This is a genomic window from Actinomyces sp. oral taxon 171 str. F0337, assembly GCF_005696555.1.
Lineage (GTDB): Bacteria > Actinomycetota > Actinomycetes > Actinomycetales > Actinomycetaceae > Actinomyces > Actinomyces oris_E.
The window spans coordinates 1,121,235-1,137,792 of sequence record NZ_CP040005.1 but is presented as its reverse complement, the minus strand read 5'-3'; the positions used below and the strand labels follow the sequence as shown (position 1 = coordinate 1,137,792).

The following is a 16,558-nucleotide window of genomic DNA, read 5'->3' as shown; positions in this document are numbered from 1 at the left end:
CCCTGCCTCCGACCTCGCTGAGACGCCGACGGCGGAGCGCCCCCGCGTCAGGCCAGACGGGTGACGGCGGCGTTGAGGGACTCCAGCTTGGACATGAAGTGCTCGTAGCCGCGGTCGATGAGGTTGACGCCCTCGACCCGGCTGGTGCCCTCGGCGGTCAGGGCCGCGATGAGGTGGGAGAAGCCACCGCGCAGGTCGGGAACGACGATGTCGGCACCGGTCAGCGGCGTGGGTCCGGAGATGACCGCGGAGTGGTAAAAGTTGCGCTGACCGAAGCGGCACTCGGTGCCGCCCAGGCACTCGCGGTAGACCTGGATGGTGGCCCCCATCTTGCGAAGGGCGCCGGTGAATCCGAAGCGGTTCTCGTAGACGGTCTCGTGGACGATGGACAGGCCCTGGGCCTGGGTGAGCGCCACGACGAGAGGCTGCTGCCAGTCGGTCATGAAGCCGGGGTGGACGTTGGTCTCCACCACGATCGACTTCAGGTCCCCACCGAGGTGGTAGAAGCGGATGCCCTCATCGGTGACGTCGAAGGCGCCCCCCACCTTGCGGAAGGTGTTGAGGAAGGTGGTCATGTGGCTCTGGTGGGCACCGCGCACGAACACGTCCCCACGAGTGGCCAGGGCGGCCGAGGCCCAGGATGCCGCCTCAATACGGTCCGGCAGGGCCGAGTGGGTGTAGCCGCACAACTCGTTGACGCCCTCGACGTGAATGGTGCGATCGGTGTCCACCGAGATGATGGCGCCCATCTTCTGCAGGACGTCGACCAGGTCCATGATCTCGGGCTCGACGGCGGCGTTGCGCAGCTCGGTCAGTCCGTGAGCGCGCACAGCGGTGAGCAGGGTCTGCTCGGTGGCTCCGACTGAGGGGTAGGGGAGCTCGATGACGGTGCCGTTGAGGCCATGAGGCGCGGTCAGCCGGATGCCCTGAGCCTGCTTGTCGACCACGGCGCCGAACTGACGCAGGATCTCCAGGTGAAAGTCGATGGGGCGGTCGCCGATACGGCACCCGCCCAGATCGGGGATGAAGGCCTCCCCGAGGCGGTGCAGGAGCGGACCGCAGAAGAGGATCGGAATGCGCGAGGAGCCGGCGTGCGCGTCAATGTCAGCCATGTGAGCCGACTCGACCTTGGACGGGTCAAGCTGGAGGACGCCCTCGCGCTGGTCGTAGTCGATGCTCACGCCGTGCAGGCTCAGAAGCCCCGAGACCACGTCCACGTCACGAATGAGCGGGACATTGCGCAGCACCGAGAGAGACGACCCCAGCAGCGCCGCCACCATCGCCTTGGGAACCAGGTTCTTGGCTCCGCGGACGGTGATCTCACCAGTCAGCGGGCGACCGCCCTCGACCTGGAGCAGACCGTCGACCATGCACACCTCCATGACGTCATCTGGGCGTGCCGCGCGCGTGAGCCGCTCACCCATCCCCGCGCAGGCACGCGAGGCCGTCCCAGCATAAGCGCACTGGAGGGGCTCCCAGGACCTTTTTCAGGACCGTATCAGGTGGCCTTCGACTCACAGAAAGTCCCCGTTAATCGTATCCAACACCGTGCCAATAACGGTGAAATTAGGAGGAACTCTTTGAGCAGGCAGGATCCGAGTTGTCCGGGGCCTGCTCAGGAGCGGGGCATGTCCGCGGCCCGGGCCGAGACGACCTCCTGGGCCGGCAGGTGCTTGGCCGGCAGGGTACGCGGCTTGAAGGTCGGACGGGCCTCCTCGTAGGCACGGATGGCGTCCTCCTGGGTGAGGGTCAGGGAGATGTCGTCGAGCCCCTCCATGAGAATCCAGCGCACGTAGTCGTCGATGGAGAAGGCGCAGCGGAACGATCCGGCCTCGACCGTACGGTTCTCCAGGTCCACCGTCACCTCGGTGCCCGGCTCGGTCTCAAGGATCTTCCACAGCTGCTCGCAGTCCTCCTGGGAGACCACTCCGGCCACCAGTCCCTGCTTGCCGGCGTTGCCACGGAAGATGTCGGCGAAGCGGGGCGCCAGGACGACCTTGAACCCGTAGTCCTTGAGCGCCCACACGGCATGCTCCCGAGAGGAGCCCGTGCCGAAGTCAGGACCGGCAACAAGCACCGAGGCCCGCTTGTAAGCGTCCTGATTGAGGATGAAGTCGGGCTCACCGGCCCGCCAGGAGGCGAACAGGGCGTCGTCGAAGCCCGTGCGGGTGATGCGTTTGAGATACACCGCCGGGATGATCTGGTCGGTATCGACGGCGCTGCGCCGCAGCGGGGCGCCGATGCCGGTGTGTCGAATGAACTTGTCCACAGTCTTTATGCTCCTTGCCTCTGATCGGCCTCTCCTGGGCCTCTACTGGCCTGTACGCCCTCGTCTCCTGCCCGGCACCGTCCCCTACAGGACGGTGGTGGAGATCGGCGCGACCGCCGTGACCGTTGGGATATCGCTCATGCCCGGGGCGGAGCCGTCGGAGGCGCCTGCTTCCTGCGAAGCGGCAGGCCGTGGAGGCAGGTCCCCCGGCGCCGACAGTGCGCCCCGCACGGCGGTGGCCGCGGCGACGACGGGCGAGACGAGATGAGTCCGTCCACCTTTTCCTTGACGTCCCTCGAAGTTGCGGTTGGAGGTGGAGGCCGCGCGCTCCCCGGAGGAGAGCTTGTCGGGGTTCATGGCCAGGCACATGGAGCAGCCGGCGTTGCGCCACTCGGCACCAAAGCTCGTGAAGACCCGGTCCAGCCCCTCGGCCTCGGCCTGCAGACGCACCCGGGCCGAGGCCGGCACCACGAGCATGCGCAGCCCCTCGGCCTTCTTGCGCCCGCGCACCACCTCGGCGGCGGCCCGCAGGTCCTCGATGCGGCCGTTGGTGCACGAGCCGATGAAGACGGTGTCGACCTTGATGTCACGCAGGGGCGTGCCTGGAACGAGGTCCATGTACTCCAGGGCCCGTTCGGCGGCGAGCCGCTCGGTGGCGTCGGCGATGTCCTCGGGGTCGGGGACACGCGCGGACAGCGGAAGGCCCTGCCCGGGATTGGTGCCCCAGGTGACGAAGGGCTCGATGTCCTCGGCCTGAAGAACCACCTCGGTGTCGAAGACGGCGTCGGAGTCCGTGCGCAGGCTGGACCAGTACTCCACGGCCGCGTCCCAGTCCTCACCGACTGGCGCGTGAGGCCGGTCCTTGAGGTAGTCGAAGGTGGTCTGGTCCGGGGCGATCATGCCCGCCCGCGCCCCGCCCTCGATGCTCATGTTGCAGATCGTCATCCGGGCCTCCATCGAGAGCTGCTCGATGGCCCGGCCGCGGTACTCGATGACGTGCCCCTGCGCCCCGTTGGTGCCGATCTTGGCGATGATGGCCAGGATGATGTCCTTGGCCCCGCTGCCCGAGGGCAGGTCTCCGTCGATGGTGACGCTCATCGTCTTGAAGGGGGCGATGGGCAGGGTCTGAGTGGCCAGGACGTGCTCGACCTGGGAGGTGCCGATACCGAAGGCGAGGGCCCCGAAGGCGCCATGGGTGGAGGTGTGGGAGTCGCCACAGACCACGGTCATGCCGGGCTGGGTCAGCCCCAGCTGCGGGCCGACGGCGTGGACGATCCCCTGATCGGCGTCCCCCAGGGAGTGCAGACGCACCCCGAACTCGGCGCAGTTGGCGCGCAGGGTCTCGATCTGGGCACGACTGGTGATGTCGGCGATCGGTAGATCAATGTCTACGGTGGGGGTGTTGTGGTCCTCCGTGGCAATGGTCAGGTCGGTGCGACGGACCTTGCGTCCGGCCAGGCGCAGCCCTTCGAAGGCCTGGGGGCTGGTGACCTCGTGGACCAGGTGAAGGTCGATGTACAGCAGGTCGGGGGCGCCGTCAGTACCCTTGGACACCACATGATCACGCCAGACCTTCTCGGCGAGAGTCATTCCCATCGACTTCTATCCTCTCAGCAACAGGTGTTCCCGATCCGCCCCGCGCTCAGAAGCGCCCGGAGACGCTGCTGGCCCGCACGGACCGCACGAGGCGGCCGCGCCGCATCCGAGGTCATCGAGCACCGCCTTGCCCCAGGATGCTGACACTGTGCCGCCTCCCGAGACGACCCTAACTTGAAATCTCATACCTTGAAATGACAGTATCAGATTATGGACACCCCCTCAGAGAGCTCCCCGGAGAACGACAGCAGCGGCGTCGGCGTGATCGACAAGGCGGCCCTGGTGATGGGTGCGCTGGAATCAGGGCCGGCAACCCTGGCCCAGCTCGTGTCCACCACGCACCTGGCCCGCCCCACGGCGCACCGCATCGCGGTCGCTCTGGAGTTCCACCGCCTGGTCACCCGCGACTCCCAGGGACGCTTCATCCTGGGTCCCAGGCTCACCGAGCTGGCCAGCGCCGCGGGCGAGGACCATCTCCTGTCCGCCGCTGGGCCGGTGCTGGCGGCCCTGCGCGACAAGACCCACGAGTCGGCGCAGCTCTACCGCCGCCAGGGCGACGTGCGCATCTGCGTGGCCAATGCCGAGCGCCCGATCGGGCTGCGTGACTCCATTCCAGTGGGCGCCACCATGTCCATGCAGGGCGGCTCGGCAGCCCAGGTGCTCCTCGCCTGGGAGGAGCCCGACCGCCTGCACCGCGGCCTGGTGGGGGCCCGTTTCACCGCCACCATGCTCTCGGCGGTCCGACGTCGGGGATGGGCTCAGTCGGTCGGGGAGCGTGAACCCGGAGTCGCCTCCGTCTCGGCGCCGGTACGCGGTCCCGGAGGCAAGGTGGTGGCCGCGATCTCGATATCCGGCCCCCTTGAGCGCATGGGACGCCAGCCCGGCCGGGTCCACGGGCACGTGGTCATGGCCGCAGCGCGTCGGCTCTCCGAGGTGCTCAGCGACACCGGCTCCGCCTGACGGCTCAGGCGACAACCGGCACGCCGGCTCGCGCACCCGACCGGGCTCATGCACCTGCCAGGTCGATGGCGCGCCGGTAGGCCTCGACGTTCTTCTGCACCACGGAGCCCCACTCGGGCACGGGGACGACCTCGTAGTTGTGGGCCTTGATGCGCTCAAGCAGCTCGTCATCCCCCAGGAGAGTGGCAAGCCCGTGGGCCAGGCCGGCGTCGTTGTCGGCGAGGAGACCGTCGACGCCATCGGTGATGAAGTCGCTCACTCCGCTGGAGCGCAGAGCGACGACCGCCAGTCCCGCGCTGCGGGCCTCAAGGGTGGAGATGCCGAAGGAGTCGGCGGGCGAGGTCTGCAGGTAGATGTCTGCGCGCGTGAAGGCCTGGGCGAGCTCAGCGCGTTCGACGCGACCCACAAGCGTGATGCGATCAGCCAGGCCGGACTCGGCAACCTCGCGGCTGAGCCGCTCGCGCAGTGGGCCGTCGCCATAGATCTTGAGGAGCGCATCGGTGCCGGGAGTAGTCCTGACCGCCTGGGCGAAGGCGCGCACGACCTGCAGGGGGCGCTTGCGCTCGACCCACCGCAAGGAGGCCACGACCGTGACCGGCCGGTGAGGCCGCCGCTCCTGAGGACCTGGGCGTTCCAGGTGCCATTCCTCAACGGCGATGCCGTTGGGCAGAACGGTGACGGGATCATGGGCGCCGGCGCGCTGGACCTGAGCGGCGAGCATGGAGGACACGGCTGTCAGGTCGGCGCCGCCGCGCTGCCACAGCCGCACGGGGCTGGCGCGTCCCAGCACCCCGGCTATCGACGCCCAGGGACCCAGGACGCAGTGGAAGGTGACGGACAGCGGGAGCCCCGCCCGCCGGGCGGCGGCGATGCCGGACCAGGCGAAGGGCGAGACGACGCCGACATGGGCGTGAACGACGTCGGGGCGCAGGCGGGACAGGAGGTCATCGAGCTCGCGCCCGGCTCGGGGATGAACGGGCAGCTCACTGGGCAGGTGCACTGTGGTGCGGTAGACGGGGAAGCCATCGGTCCTCTCAACGCTGCGGCCACGACCGTCACCAACCGGCGTTGCAGTGACGACGGCGGGCTCGTGACCGGCCAGCTTGAGGTTGCGGGCGAGATCCCGCACCTGAGTCTCGATGCCGCCCAGTCGCGGCGCGTAGCAGTCGGAGACAATGAGGACGCGCATAATCTCAGTCTGCCACGTCCTTCTTCGGCGGAAGCCCCGGACGGGCGCCTCAGACCTCGCAGGCCCTCGTCAGGTACTGACGTTAGGAGGCCGCCTCGGCGTTGCGCAGCCCGGCAATGGCTTTCTCGAAGTCCTCCAGGGAGTCGAAGGAGGAGTAGACCGAGGCGAAGCGCAGGTAGGCGATCTGATCCAGCTCACGCAAGGGGCCCAGGATCGCCAACCCGACGTCGTGGGAATCGACGAGTGCCTGACCTCCTGCGCGAATGGCCTCCTCAACCTGGTGCGCCAGAAGCGCGAGCTGGTCGTCGGAAACGGGACGCCCCTGACAGGCGCGCCTGACCCCGACCACGACTTTGTCCCGGCTGAAGGGCTCGACGACGCCGGAGCGCTTTCGGACCGACAGGCTGGCGGTCTCCAGAGTGGTGAAGCGACGCCCGCACTGCTGACACTCACGACGACGACGGATCGAGGTGCCGTCCTCCGCGGTCCGGGAGTCGACAACGCGCGAGCCATCATGGCGGCAGAAGGGGCAGTGCACGCCTGCGACCTCCAATCTCACTGGACTACGTGTCAGTCCATCGGAGGGTAAACGCCCGGCGGGCCGCCCCGCAAGCCCGCCTCAAGGGTGCGACCCACGCACCAGTTCTCACGCCGCAGGAACCTCAAGCGTCTGCCCGGCACGGACGGTGGTTCCCTGGAGGTCGTTGAGCTCGACGATCCGGGCGACCGCCCCCGGGACGTCCGAGGCCCCACTTGCCTCGGCAATGTCCCACAATGACTGACCGGGACGAACGACTGTGGTGGTCGTGTCGGCCGACACCTGAGCAACGGCCGTGGCGGGGGCCGGCGAGACCATGCCCGCCAGAGCCCCGACTGTCAGTCCGCAGCAGGCCAGCACGAAGGCCGCGACGACGACTGCCAAGCCGCCGCGAAGAAGTCGCAGTCCCACCTGGGAAAGCACCGACTCCTCCCGCGGCCGGGACGAGACGGAACCACCCCTCCTCGCGCCCTGAGCAGTGTTGTCATGCCGCCCCTCCTCCTGCTGGGCGCCACGTCGCAGCCCGGCGGCCCGCACTGCCGGGTGCTGAGGGGCCAGCCTCTCCAGCTCCGAATGACGGTCACGCAGAGCCGCGGGCGCGGCAGGGCGACGCATCGCCGGTACCGCCGGGACGCAGGCGGGTGCGGACACGGGGCGCCGAGCACCGTCGGCGCGGCGTCGCACAGAGACCTCGGGGACCTCGGGGACGAAGTCGTCGGTGACCAGCCTCAGCCGAGGCCGACGGGAGGACTGCCCGGCACCCCGGCCACTGGCCGGCCCAGCGGCAGGCTCATCAGTCCGAGCCCGAGATACCTGGCGGGACGGGAGTGGAATGGCGATGGCGCTCACAGCAACCTCCTGAACACATGTTCGACGAACGTTTGTTCGACACACTAGCGCCTGAAGGGCGACACGTCCAGCACTTCTTCGAACATGTGTTTGAATCGTGGTCGTCTCGCCGCTAGGCTTGTCATGTCCAAGACGATCACGGACCACCGACATCTATTCCGCGCCCTTGACGCCCCCGGGCCTGAGGGCCGTCCGGCAGGGAGAAGCCAGGACATGAGCACCACAGCAGAGCAGGGCGCCTCACCGACCCCAACGCCGCACGCCGGAACCGGCGGTTCTGAGGCGAGCGGGGCAGCAGCGGTCACGGAGGCCGTCAGTGGCCTTGACAAGCGCGCTCGCGCGGTCTACGAGGCCGTCCGCGGGTCCATTGCCACTCACGGGTACCCGCCCTCACTGCGTGAGATCGGTGAGCAGGTGGGCTTGACCAGCCCCTCCTCCGTCAAGCACCAACTGGACAAGCTCGAGCGCCTGGGACTGGTCCGCCGAGACCCCCATCGCCCTCGGGCGATGGAGGTTGTCGCCACCGACAGCAGTCCCAGAGGTCGCACGGGTTCCTCCGGCGGCACTGCTCACGTCTCCTCAGTCGACTCCCCCAGCATTCCCGGCGTCGAGGACGGGGACGCGGTCGCCGTCCCGCTGGTGGGGCGGATCGCCGCCGGAACGCCGATCCTGGCGGAGCAGGACATCACCGATGTCATGGCACTGCCCCGCCGTCTGACCGGCGAGGGTGAGCTCTTCATGCTGGAGGTGCACGGGGACTCGATGATCGAGGCCGCCATCTGCGACGGCGACTGGGTGGTGGTGCGCTCCCAGCCCGACGCGGCCAACGGTGAGGTCGTGGCGGCCATGATCGAGGATGTCGACGGAGCCTCGGCAACGGTCAAGGTGCTCTCGCGTCGGGACGGCCACCAGTGGCTGCTCCCCCGCAACTCCAGCTACCCCCCGATCGACGGAGACCATGCCACGATCATGGGCAAGGTGGTCACGGTGCTGCGTTCCCTGTAGTTGCGAGCGTCTTCATGAGCGAAGGACCGCCCCGGTCAGCGGGGCGGTCCTTCGACGGTTCAGACCAGCGGCTCAGTAACCCAGGCCGCGTGCGACCTCACGCAGGTGGTCGGCGGAGGCGGTCAGGCGCTCCTTCTCGTCCGAGGTCAGGGGCAGCTCGAGGCGACGCCCGGCGCCCTCACGTCCCACGATCGTGGGAACGGCCATGCACACGTCGGAGATGCCGTGCCAGCTGTTCAGCAGCGGGGAAATGGTGAGCACCCGCTGCTCGTCGTTGAGGACGGCGCCGATGATACGCTGAACGGCCAGGCCGACGGCGTAGTTGGTGGCACCCTTGCCCTCGATGATGCGGTATGCGGAGCGGACCACGTCGTGGGCGATGCGCTCGCGCTTGGACTCGTCGAACACGCCGCCGTCGAGGGTGGTGCCCCACTGCGTGATCGGCACGCCACCGATCTCGGTGGAGGACCACAGGGGCACCTCGGAGTCGCCGTGCTCACCGGCGATGTAGCCGTGGATGTTCTGGACGGCGGTACCTGTCTCCAGGGAGATGAGGTAACGCATCCGGGCCGTGTCCAGCACCGTGCCGGAGCCGAAGACCTGGTTCTCGGGCAGGCCGGTGATCTTCTTGGCGCAGTAGGTCACCACGTCCACCGGGTTGGCCACCAGGACGAAGATGGCGTTGGGAGCGACCTCGACGAGCCTGGGAAGGATCTTCTCCATGATGCCGACGGTGGCGCCGGCGAGCTCGAGGCGGGACTGGCCGGGCTTCTGCTTGGCGCCCGCGGTGATGGCGATGACATCCGCATCACGGCAGATCTCAGGGTCGTCGGATCCCGAGACGGAGCCGGCGGAGGTGAACTGGATTCCCTGGGCGATGTCGAGGGCCTCGGCCTCGACCTTCTCCTTGACGATGTCCTGCAGCACGACCTCTCGGGCAACGCCCTTGGTCACGCAGGCGTAGGCGAGGGTGGAACCAACGGCCCCGGCACCGATGACAGCGACTTTGGAGGGACGGCCGGAACGGTTGGTGGGGTAGGAGCCTTCAGCGGTAGTGGTGATGTGGTCTGACACGTTCTTCTCCTCAATGGGATCTGCTGGGCAGGACCGCAGGGGCGCGAGCACCCGCTCACGCCAAGCCTACGTGCAGATACTCCCGAGGGGCACATACCGAAAGGCCCAGCCGGCAGGTTCACTCCTCCCCCGGGGCATCGGGCCGCACGGCCAGGCGCTCTAGGGCGGCACGGACCACGTCGGGCTTCGTCGTCGGCCACAGGGCGGGCATGGAGCGGGTGAGAAAGCCGCCATAACGCGCCGTGCGCAGACGGGAGTCCAGGACGGCGACGACGCCGCGGTCCTGGCCGCGACGAATGAGGCGCCCCGCCCCCTGGGCCAGGAGCAGGGCCGCGTGAGTGGCCGACACGCTCATGAAGCCATTGCCTCCTGCGGCCACGACGGCGTCGGTGCGGGCCTGGACGACCGGGTCGTCGGGGCGGGGGAAGGGGATGCGGTCGATGACGACGAGACGGCAGGTGCGCCCGGGCACGTCCACGCCCTGCCACAGCGAGAGAGTACCCACCAGGCAGGCGGCCTCGTCGTCGGCGAAGGCCTGCACCAGAGTGGGCAGCTGGTCGTCCCCCTGGGCGTAGACGGGCAGGTCGGTGGCTCCGCGCAGTACCTCGGCAGCCTCCTGGGCCGCGCGCTTGGAGGAGAACAGGCCCAGCATGCCGCCTCCGGAGGCCTCGACCAGGGCGAGCATCTCATCCAGGGCTGCCTCGGAGATGCCGGCGCCGGGGCGGGGCAGGTGGGCGGCCACGTAGAGGATGCCCTGGCGGGGGTAGTCGAAAGGGGATCCGACATCGAGGCCTCTCCACGGCTGCTCCGCCAGGGTCAGTCCCAGGGAGCGGGCCATGGGCTCGAAGCTGTCCCCCAGGGCGAGGGTTGCCGACGTCATGACACCGACGCGGCCGTTGAGCAGGTGGCCGGCCACTGACCCGGCGACCTCGATAGGGGCCAGGAGGAGTCGTGGGGGCTCGGCGCCCATGCGGGGACGCTCGATCCAGGCCACGTCGCGCCCCTGGGCCACCGAGTCCGAGGTCATGCGGTCCAGGGCGTCGACCAGGTCACCGATGGCGGTGCGGGCGACCGCCAGGCCTCCGGCGGCCTCGCTGGAGCGGTCGCGCCCCAGGGCGCGGGCCTGGTCGCGCACGTCGGAGGCGACCTGGCGGGCGGCGCCGGCCAGGAGCACGAGCGCGTCGTGCAGGGCGGTGGGCAGGGGCGCCTCCAGGCGGCCGTCGGGCAGCTCGGCCAGCGCGAGCTGGAGGGTCTGGCCTGCGGACTCCAGCTCGCTGACCAGCACGGAGGCGTGCTTGCGGGCGGTGGCGGCCGTGCGCGCCACGGCGGCCGCCGACAGGGCGATGGTGCCCTGGGAGCGGATGCGGTCGGCCAGCTCGTGGGCCTCGTCGACGATAAGGACCTGGTGGTCGGGCAGGACCCCGGGATTGCCGGCCACGACCACGCCGAGCATGGCGTGGTTGGTCACCACGAGATCGGCCCGGGAGGCGGCGGCGCGCGCCAGCTCGGGGAAGCACTCGGACTTCAGGGGGCAGGACTGCCCCAGGCACTCGGCCCGGGAGACGGAGACCTGGGCCCAGGCGCGCTGGGAGACACCGGGGACGAGGTCGTCGCGGTCACCGGTGCCCGTCCTGGCCGCCCACTCGCGCAGGCGGACCACCTGCTCCCCCAGACTCGCGTCATTCCCGTGCCCGGCGGCCGGTTGAGCGATGGCCTCACTGACGCCGAAGAGCGCCGAGTCGTCCTCGTCCTGCGGGTAGCCGCCGTCCAGGCGGTGCCGGCACAGGTAGTTCTGCCAGCCCTTGAGCAGCGCCACCTCGGGGCGGGTGCCGGTGACGTGCTCGACGGCGTCGGCCGCCAGAGGCGCGTCCTTGGTGAGAACCTGCCGCTGAAGGGCCAGGGTGGCGGTGGAGACCACGACCCGGTGACCGGCCTGCACGGCGTGGACCATGGCGGGCACCAGGTAGCCCAGCGATTTTCCCGTCCCGGTACCGGCCTGCACCAGGAGGTGGGTGCCGTCGGCCAGGGACTGGGCCACCTCCTGGACCATGGTGGTCTGCCCCCGGCGGGGGCTGCCGCCCATGGAGCGCACCGCGGCGTCCAGGACGTCCAGGACCCTGCGGTCGTCGGCGCTGTCGGTGTCAGGCCGATCCGTCCGGCACGGCTCGCTCGAGGCCACGGCGGCGCTCAGCCGACGGTGACGCCTGCGGCGGCGCCCTCGATCTCCGCCGCCAGGGCGGCGCCGACGCGTGCGACGACGTGAGTCCCCGTCTCGACGTAGTCGACCGTGTCGATCTCGCCCTCGGCGTGGACCCGGGAGACGAGGTCTCCGCGGGAGTAGGGCACCACGACGTCGATACTCACCTGCGGGTGGGGCAGCATCTGCTCGATGCGAGCGCGCAGCTCCTCGATCCCCTCGCCGGTGCGGGCCGAGACCGCGACCGCCCCGGGCAGGCCGGTACGCAGCGCGGCCAGGGTGACGGCGTCGGCGAGGTCGGTCTTGTTGAGGACGATGAGCTCGGGCACGTCCAGGGCTCCGGGGATCTCAGACAGGACGGTGCGCACAGCGGCCACCTGGCTGAGGGGATCGGGGTGGGCGGCGTCGACGACGTGCAGCACGAGGTCGGCCCCGGCGACCTCCTCCAGGGTGGAGCGGAAGGCCTCGATGAGCTCGTGGGGCAGGTTGCGCACGAAACCGACGGTGTCGGTGAGGGTGTAGGTGCGCCCTTCGGAGGTCTCGGCCCGCCGGACGGTGGGGTCGAGCGTGGCGAACAGGGCGTCCTCAACCATGATGCCGGCCTCGGTGAGGCGGTTCATGAGGGAGGACTTGCCGGCGTTGGTGTACCCGGCGATCGCCACCGAGGGGATGGCCCCCCGTCGGCGCGAGCCCCGCTTGGTCTCACGCGAGGGCGCCATGGCCTGGATCTCGCGGCGCAGGCGGGCCATGCGCTGGCGGATGCGGCGCCGGTCGAGCTCGATCTTGGTCTCTCCGGGACCGCGTGAGCCGATGCCCTGACCGGCGGCCACACGGCCTCCGGCCTGTCGGGACATGGACTCCCCCCATCCGCGCAGGCGCGGCAGGAGGTACTCGAGCTGGGCGAGCTCGACCTGGGCTTTACCCTCACGGGACTTGGCATGCTGGGCGAAGATGTCCAGGATGAGGGCGGTGCGGTCGACGACCTTGACGCCGACGACGTCCTCCAGGGCACGGCGCTGGGAGGGGGCGAGCTCGCCGTCGACGATCACCGTGTCGGCGCCGGCCGCGGCCACCACCTCAGCCAGCTCGCGCGCCTTGCCGCTGCCCAGGTAGGTGGCGGGATCGGGGTGGTCGCGCCTCTGGATGAGGGCGTCGAGGACCTGGCTGCCTGCGGTCTGGGCCAGGGCGGCCAGCTCACGCAGGGAGGTGTCGGCGTCCTGGGTGTCGCGCACCTGAAGGCCGCTGCCGCCCGGTGCACCGGTGGCCGAGCCGTGGGGCCGGGGCAGCTCCAGGCCGACCAGGACGACCTTCTCCAGGCGGACCTGGCGGTACTCGACCTCGCTGACGTCCTCGAGCTCGGTGGACAGGCCGGCCACACGGCGGCGGGCGGCGCGGGCCTCCCGCTCGAGGGCGCCGTCGTCGTCACCGTCCTCGAAGTCATCAGCATGCTCGTGCTGGGCGGAGGTGGAGGCCAGGGCGGTTCCGGTCCGGGAGAGGACCCGGGCGACGACATCGCGCACATCGCGACCTTCTTGAGCGTCGCAGACGTCGTCGGGGATGGAGGGAGTACTGGAGTGGTGCTGGGTCACAAAAAGTCCTTCGTCGTATGCCTGCGCCCCTTCGATGGGGCGCGATAACTCGTCTGGGGGCGGCTTCTACAGCCGGTTCAGCGCATACGAAGGATCCACATGGGGGCGATGCTACTGCCCACGGGCCTGCGAGGCCACCCGAGCGCTCAGGCGGCGCGTCGGGCCAGCAGCGGGGTGAGGAGGAGCCCCACGGCGAGCAAGATGAGTGTCGGCCACAGCCGGTCCGTCTCGACACCGGATGCCGTGGGGGCGACAAAGGCCGTGGTGACCGTCCCCAGAACCGCACCGCCGGCCGCACCGGCGATCGTCACGGCGGTGGCGGCCTGGGCGTGGGTGATGCCATCGAGCTCTGCGGGATCGGTGACGATGTGGTTCATGGTGTCCAGGTGGGTCAGGCCCATGCCGATGCCGGCCACGCCGTAGCCCACGGGCAGCCCCCACCAGCCCGGTCGGCCGAGAACCGTGGTGGTCATAAGCGCGGCGCCGAGGACGAAGCGAGGACGAAGAAGGCCGCGGCCAGCGTGATGCGGCGGCGGTAGGCCTTCGGTCCCCGCGCCGGATGGGCCCCGCAGACAAGCGCGACGACCGACCAGCCGATACCGCCTGCGGTGAGCGCCCAGCCGATCTGGGTCGGGGTCATGTCCAGGACATCGTGGGCGCTGGGAGCAACCAGGTAGTCCAGGGTCAGGAAAAAGGCGCACACCCACATCAGGGTGGCGATGCCCGCGCGCCGGCCGACCGCCAGGCACAGGGTCCCTGCAGGCAGGACGCGGGAGCAGGACCAGAGCACCAGTGCGGTCCCGCCGGCGACTCCGGGCCAGAACCAGGGGCTGGAGGCGCGCAGCGCCCCGATGATCGCCACACCTGTGGCCATGGCCCCGGCGGGCAGCCATGGCACTGCCTCGTCACCCTCTGCCCCCTCATCCAGGCTGAGATCGCGGATCCGCCCGGCCATGACGGCACGTGCCGCGATGAGCAGCGGCAGGTAGGCCACGAGGGCCCAGCGCCAGCCCCAGGAGGCGCTGACGCCGGAGGCCTAGACGGGTCCGACCAGGGCCACCACGACCCACATGCCCGATCCTCCCGCCAGGCACAGCCGCCTCCAGGCGTCGGGCAGGCCGGTGACCATGACCCCCATGGTCGCTGTCGCGAGCGCCCCGGCGGCCAGGCCCCGCAGGATCTCCCCAAGGACGTAGAACCCGATGTTCGGGGCGAGGGCTCCGACGACGGCGCCGGACACCAGCAAAGTGGTCAGCACCGTCATCAACCGAGCGGGACGCCAGCGGGTGAGCATGGCCCCGCCCAGGGGCATCGTGAGGAAGGCGGGGACCTGGGCCGCAGCCGTCACCAGTCCATAGGCGTTACGGGCGCCCATCTCGGTGGCCGGCAGCGGCAGGACCGTCTGGTTGAGGTAGACCTGCATGCGCGCCAGCAGCTCGACGACGAGTACCGCCAGCGCCAGATGCCCCGTCCTTGAGCCGAGGAGCGCTCCGAGCGACGGCCCCGGAAGCGCCTCCCGTTGGCTTCTCCGATGTGCTACGGGACCTTCCGACACGGGGTCGGAAGGTCCCGTAGCACATCGTCATCACATCAGGCTACCCGCCTCGATACAACCGCTGTGCGGCGTTCCAGCCACCGCCGCACCACCATGAAGACAGTTCCGGCAAGCGCAGCGTGCACAAGGCTGATCCCGGCCACCTCGGGCGTGGCGAACTCGATCCCGACCCCGGAGTCGATCCAGCCAAGACCGCCCAGAAGCACGCGGTTGATGGTGAGAAACGTGTGATGGAAGGCGATCGCAGAGGTGAGCGCACCCGGTAGTGGGATCCGTCGGGCCGCAACCAGTGTGAGGCCGAAGACGAACAGCAAAACTATGTAGAAAAAGGGATCGTTACCGCTCGGCGCCAGAGAGAAGCCCGTCGTTCCGCCCCCTAGAACGAGCGTTGACGTCATTCGAATCAGATTGCTCAACGCCGTACTGAGGCAGAAGAGAACCGTGATCGTCATGGTGGCCGCGAGCGGGCCCCAACTTTCCCGTAGAGTCGACCACCCGTAGCCGCGCAGCGCGATCTCCTCCGGCAATGCCTCGTACAGTAGCAGGACAACCGCGTTGACTGCGAGGAAGGTTGCGAGCGCCGCCGGTTCGAGGTGATCGAACCGGGCCCAGCCGATCAAGAACACGGGTGTCCACACAACAGCCCCGGTCACGACACCGACGGCCACCCCGGTCGCGGCCGCGGCGGGCCAGTGACGTGATAGGCCCATCCCGGCGAGAGTCCTGCGGTCAAGGAGACGACGACAAGCCACGATCGCGGGAACAACGAACAATGTGACCAGAACTGCCTGAGACACGCGAATGAATGCAGGTCCGGTCTCAGTCCTGGATCCGACAGCCTGTGCGATCGCTATCGAAAGAGTCACCCCCAACGTCAAGATTACCCAGCCGCTGAGCGCCTTTGCGAGAGCCCTGTATCGGCTCATGACAACATCCCTCTCCTACCGTCCGCACCCCTATGGAGACACGTTCCTATCAGCATAGAGCCGCGTCTCACAAGTTCGGCACTCCTCGCCTGGCAAGGGGGCAGCGGACTGATGACCGCCTTGGTTTCCTCCCTCTGTCGACGAGCAGAGCCCGGGTAGCCTGGTGGGCGTGAGCGAGCACTACTTCACCGCCTCCCCCGCCGTCGAGGCCGAGGAACGCGCCCACCGCTTCTCGATCCGTGGCATCGAACGCACGGTGGTCACGGCCTCGGGCGTCTTCAGCGCCGACCGCCTCGACAAGGGCACCCAGGTCCTCCTCGATCACGTCCCCGATCCGCCCGAGACCGGCACGTTCCTCGACCTGGGCTGCGGATGGGGTCCGATCACGCTGGCCCTGGCCGGGGCCGCTCCGCAGGCGAGCATCCTGGCCACCGATGTCAACGAGCGCTCCCTGGCCCTGACCGCTCGCAACGCCGCTGCCGCAGGCCTGGACAACGTGCGGACCGCCCCGGCCGACGCGCTGCTGGCCGAGCTGCGCCAGAGCTCGACACCGGTGGATCTCATCTGGTCCAACCCACCGGTGCGCATCGGCAAGGAGGCCCTGCACACGCTGCTGCTGGACTGGCTGGCGCTGCTGTCCGACGACGGCGAGGCCTGGCTGGTGGTGCTCAAGAACCTGGGAGCCGACTCCCTGGCCGCCTGGTTGAGGGACCAGGGCTGGAACGTGAGCCGGATGGCCTCCTCGAAGGGCTTCAGGGTCCTGCGGGTAGGCCGCTGATACGACGCCGGAGCGACCCTGGGCACCATTCCA

16 protein-coding genes are annotated in these 16,558 nt (G+C 69.4%); 3 read left to right on the top strand and 13 right to left on the bottom strand.

The features are described 5' to 3' along the window. Nucleotides 1–47 precede the first annotated feature (47 nt). The 3 genes from murA to leuC all read right to left on the bottom strand — a co-directional run bounded on the left by murA (nucleotide 48) and on the right by leuC (nucleotide 3,865). Nucleotides 48–1,370, bottom strand: a complete 1,323-nt coding sequence (gene murA / locus FBF36_RS05055) for a UDP-N-acetylglucosamine 1-carboxyvinyltransferase (RefSeq protein ID WP_034492445.1) — start codon at nucleotides 1,368–1,370, stop codon at nucleotides 48–50. Between the two features lie 245 nt (nucleotides 1,371–1,615). Continuing rightward, entirely contained in the window at nucleotides 1,616–2,269 is a 654-nt protein-coding gene (gene leuD, locus FBF36_RS05050; RefSeq protein ID WP_009396612.1) for a 3-isopropylmalate dehydratase small subunit, read from the bottom strand. Nucleotides 2,270–2,353: 84 nt separating this feature from the next. Beyond that, nucleotides 2,354–3,865 carry a 3-isopropylmalate dehydratase large subunit gene (gene leuC, locus FBF36_RS05045; protein ID WP_034492419.1) on the bottom strand — a complete coding sequence of 504 codons (1,512 nt, stop codon included), beginning with the start codon at nucleotides 3,863–3,865 and terminating at the stop codon, nucleotides 2,354–2,356. Between the two features lie 210 nt (nucleotides 3,866–4,075). Here leuC and FBF36_RS05040 point away from each other — a divergent pair, with 210 nt between their 5' ends. Then, nucleotides 4,076–4,825, top strand: coding sequence for an IclR family transcriptional regulator (locus FBF36_RS05040; RefSeq protein WP_009396609.1), 750 nt, complete (start codon nucleotides 4,076–4,078; stop codon nucleotides 4,823–4,825). Nucleotides 4,826–4,871: 46 nt separating this feature from the next. On the opposite strand, the gene FBF36_RS05035 is transcribed toward FBF36_RS05040, so the two are convergent. The 3 genes from FBF36_RS05035 to FBF36_RS13445 form a co-directional block, all read right to left on the bottom strand. Next, complete coding sequence (locus FBF36_RS05035) at nucleotides 4,872–6,014, bottom strand: glycosyltransferase family 4 protein (protein WP_009396608.1); 1,143 nt, start codon at nucleotides 6,012–6,014, stop codon at nucleotides 4,872–4,874. 82 nt (nucleotides 6,015–6,096) lie between these two features. Then, nucleotides 6,097–6,552, bottom strand: coding sequence for a transcriptional regulator NrdR (gene nrdR, locus FBF36_RS05030; RefSeq protein ID WP_034492415.1), 456 nt, complete (start codon nucleotides 6,550–6,552; stop codon nucleotides 6,097–6,099). A 108-nt stretch (nucleotides 6,553–6,660) separates the two neighbouring features. Continuing rightward, entirely contained in the window at nucleotides 6,661–7,401 is a 741-nt protein-coding gene (locus FBF36_RS13445) for a LysM peptidoglycan-binding domain-containing protein (RefSeq protein ID WP_225792469.1), read from the bottom strand. A gap of 213 nt (nucleotides 7,402–7,614) precedes the next feature. On the opposite strand from FBF36_RS13445, the gene lexA reads away from it, so the two are divergent. Then, nucleotides 7,615–8,406: a transcriptional repressor LexA gene (lexA, locus tag FBF36_RS05020; protein WP_034492412.1), complete on the top strand. Its 792-nt coding sequence runs from the start codon at nucleotides 7,615–7,617 to the stop codon at nucleotides 8,404–8,406. Nucleotides 8,407–8,478: 72 nt separating this feature from the next. On the opposite strand, the gene FBF36_RS05015 is transcribed toward lexA, so the two are convergent. From FBF36_RS05015 to FBF36_RS04995, 7 genes are all read right to left on the bottom strand, one after another. Continuing rightward, complete coding sequence (locus FBF36_RS05015) at nucleotides 8,479–9,480, bottom strand: L-lactate dehydrogenase (protein ID WP_034492409.1); 1,002 nt, start codon at nucleotides 9,478–9,480, stop codon at nucleotides 8,479–8,481. A 118-nt stretch (nucleotides 9,481–9,598) separates the two neighbouring features. Next, a complete protein-coding gene (locus FBF36_RS05010; protein WP_192575013.1) occupies nucleotides 9,599–11,563 on the bottom strand; it encodes an ATP-dependent DNA helicase in 1,965 nt (654 codons plus the stop codon). 104 nt (nucleotides 11,564–11,667) lie between these two features. Then, nucleotides 11,668–13,266, bottom strand: a complete 1,599-nt coding sequence (gene hflX / locus FBF36_RS05005) for a GTPase HflX (RefSeq protein WP_009398584.1) — start codon at nucleotides 13,264–13,266, stop codon at nucleotides 11,668–11,670. Between the two features lie 146 nt (nucleotides 13,267–13,412). Next, nucleotides 13,413–13,739, bottom strand: coding sequence for a hypothetical protein (locus FBF36_RS13440; RefSeq protein WP_009398582.1), 327 nt, complete (start codon nucleotides 13,737–13,739; stop codon nucleotides 13,413–13,415). Next, nucleotides 13,736–14,260 carry a hypothetical protein gene (locus FBF36_RS13435; RefSeq protein WP_009398580.1) on the bottom strand — a complete coding sequence of 175 codons (525 nt, stop codon included), beginning with the start codon at nucleotides 14,258–14,260 and terminating at the stop codon, nucleotides 13,736–13,738. The genes FBF36_RS13440 and FBF36_RS13435 overlap by 4 nt, the downstream gene beginning before the upstream one ends. A gap of 42 nt (nucleotides 14,261–14,302) precedes the next feature. After that, nucleotides 14,303–14,689 carry a hypothetical protein gene (locus tag FBF36_RS13430; protein ID WP_009398578.1) on the bottom strand — a complete coding sequence of 129 codons (387 nt, stop codon included), beginning with the start codon at nucleotides 14,687–14,689 and terminating at the stop codon, nucleotides 14,303–14,305. Nucleotides 14,690–14,856: 167 nt separating this feature from the next. Beyond that, a complete protein-coding gene (locus FBF36_RS04995; protein WP_009398577.1) occupies nucleotides 14,857–15,747 on the bottom strand; it encodes a hypothetical protein in 891 nt (296 codons plus the stop codon). A gap of 169 nt (nucleotides 15,748–15,916) precedes the next feature. Between FBF36_RS04995 and FBF36_RS04990 the strand changes: the two genes are divergently transcribed. Continuing rightward, the gene (locus FBF36_RS04990; RefSeq protein ID WP_034493555.1) at nucleotides 15,917–16,525 is read left to right on the top strand and encodes a class I SAM-dependent methyltransferase; all 609 of its coding nucleotides are present in this window, start codon (nucleotides 15,917–15,919) and stop codon (nucleotides 16,523–16,525) included. Nucleotides 16,526–16,558 lie beyond the last annotated feature (33 nt).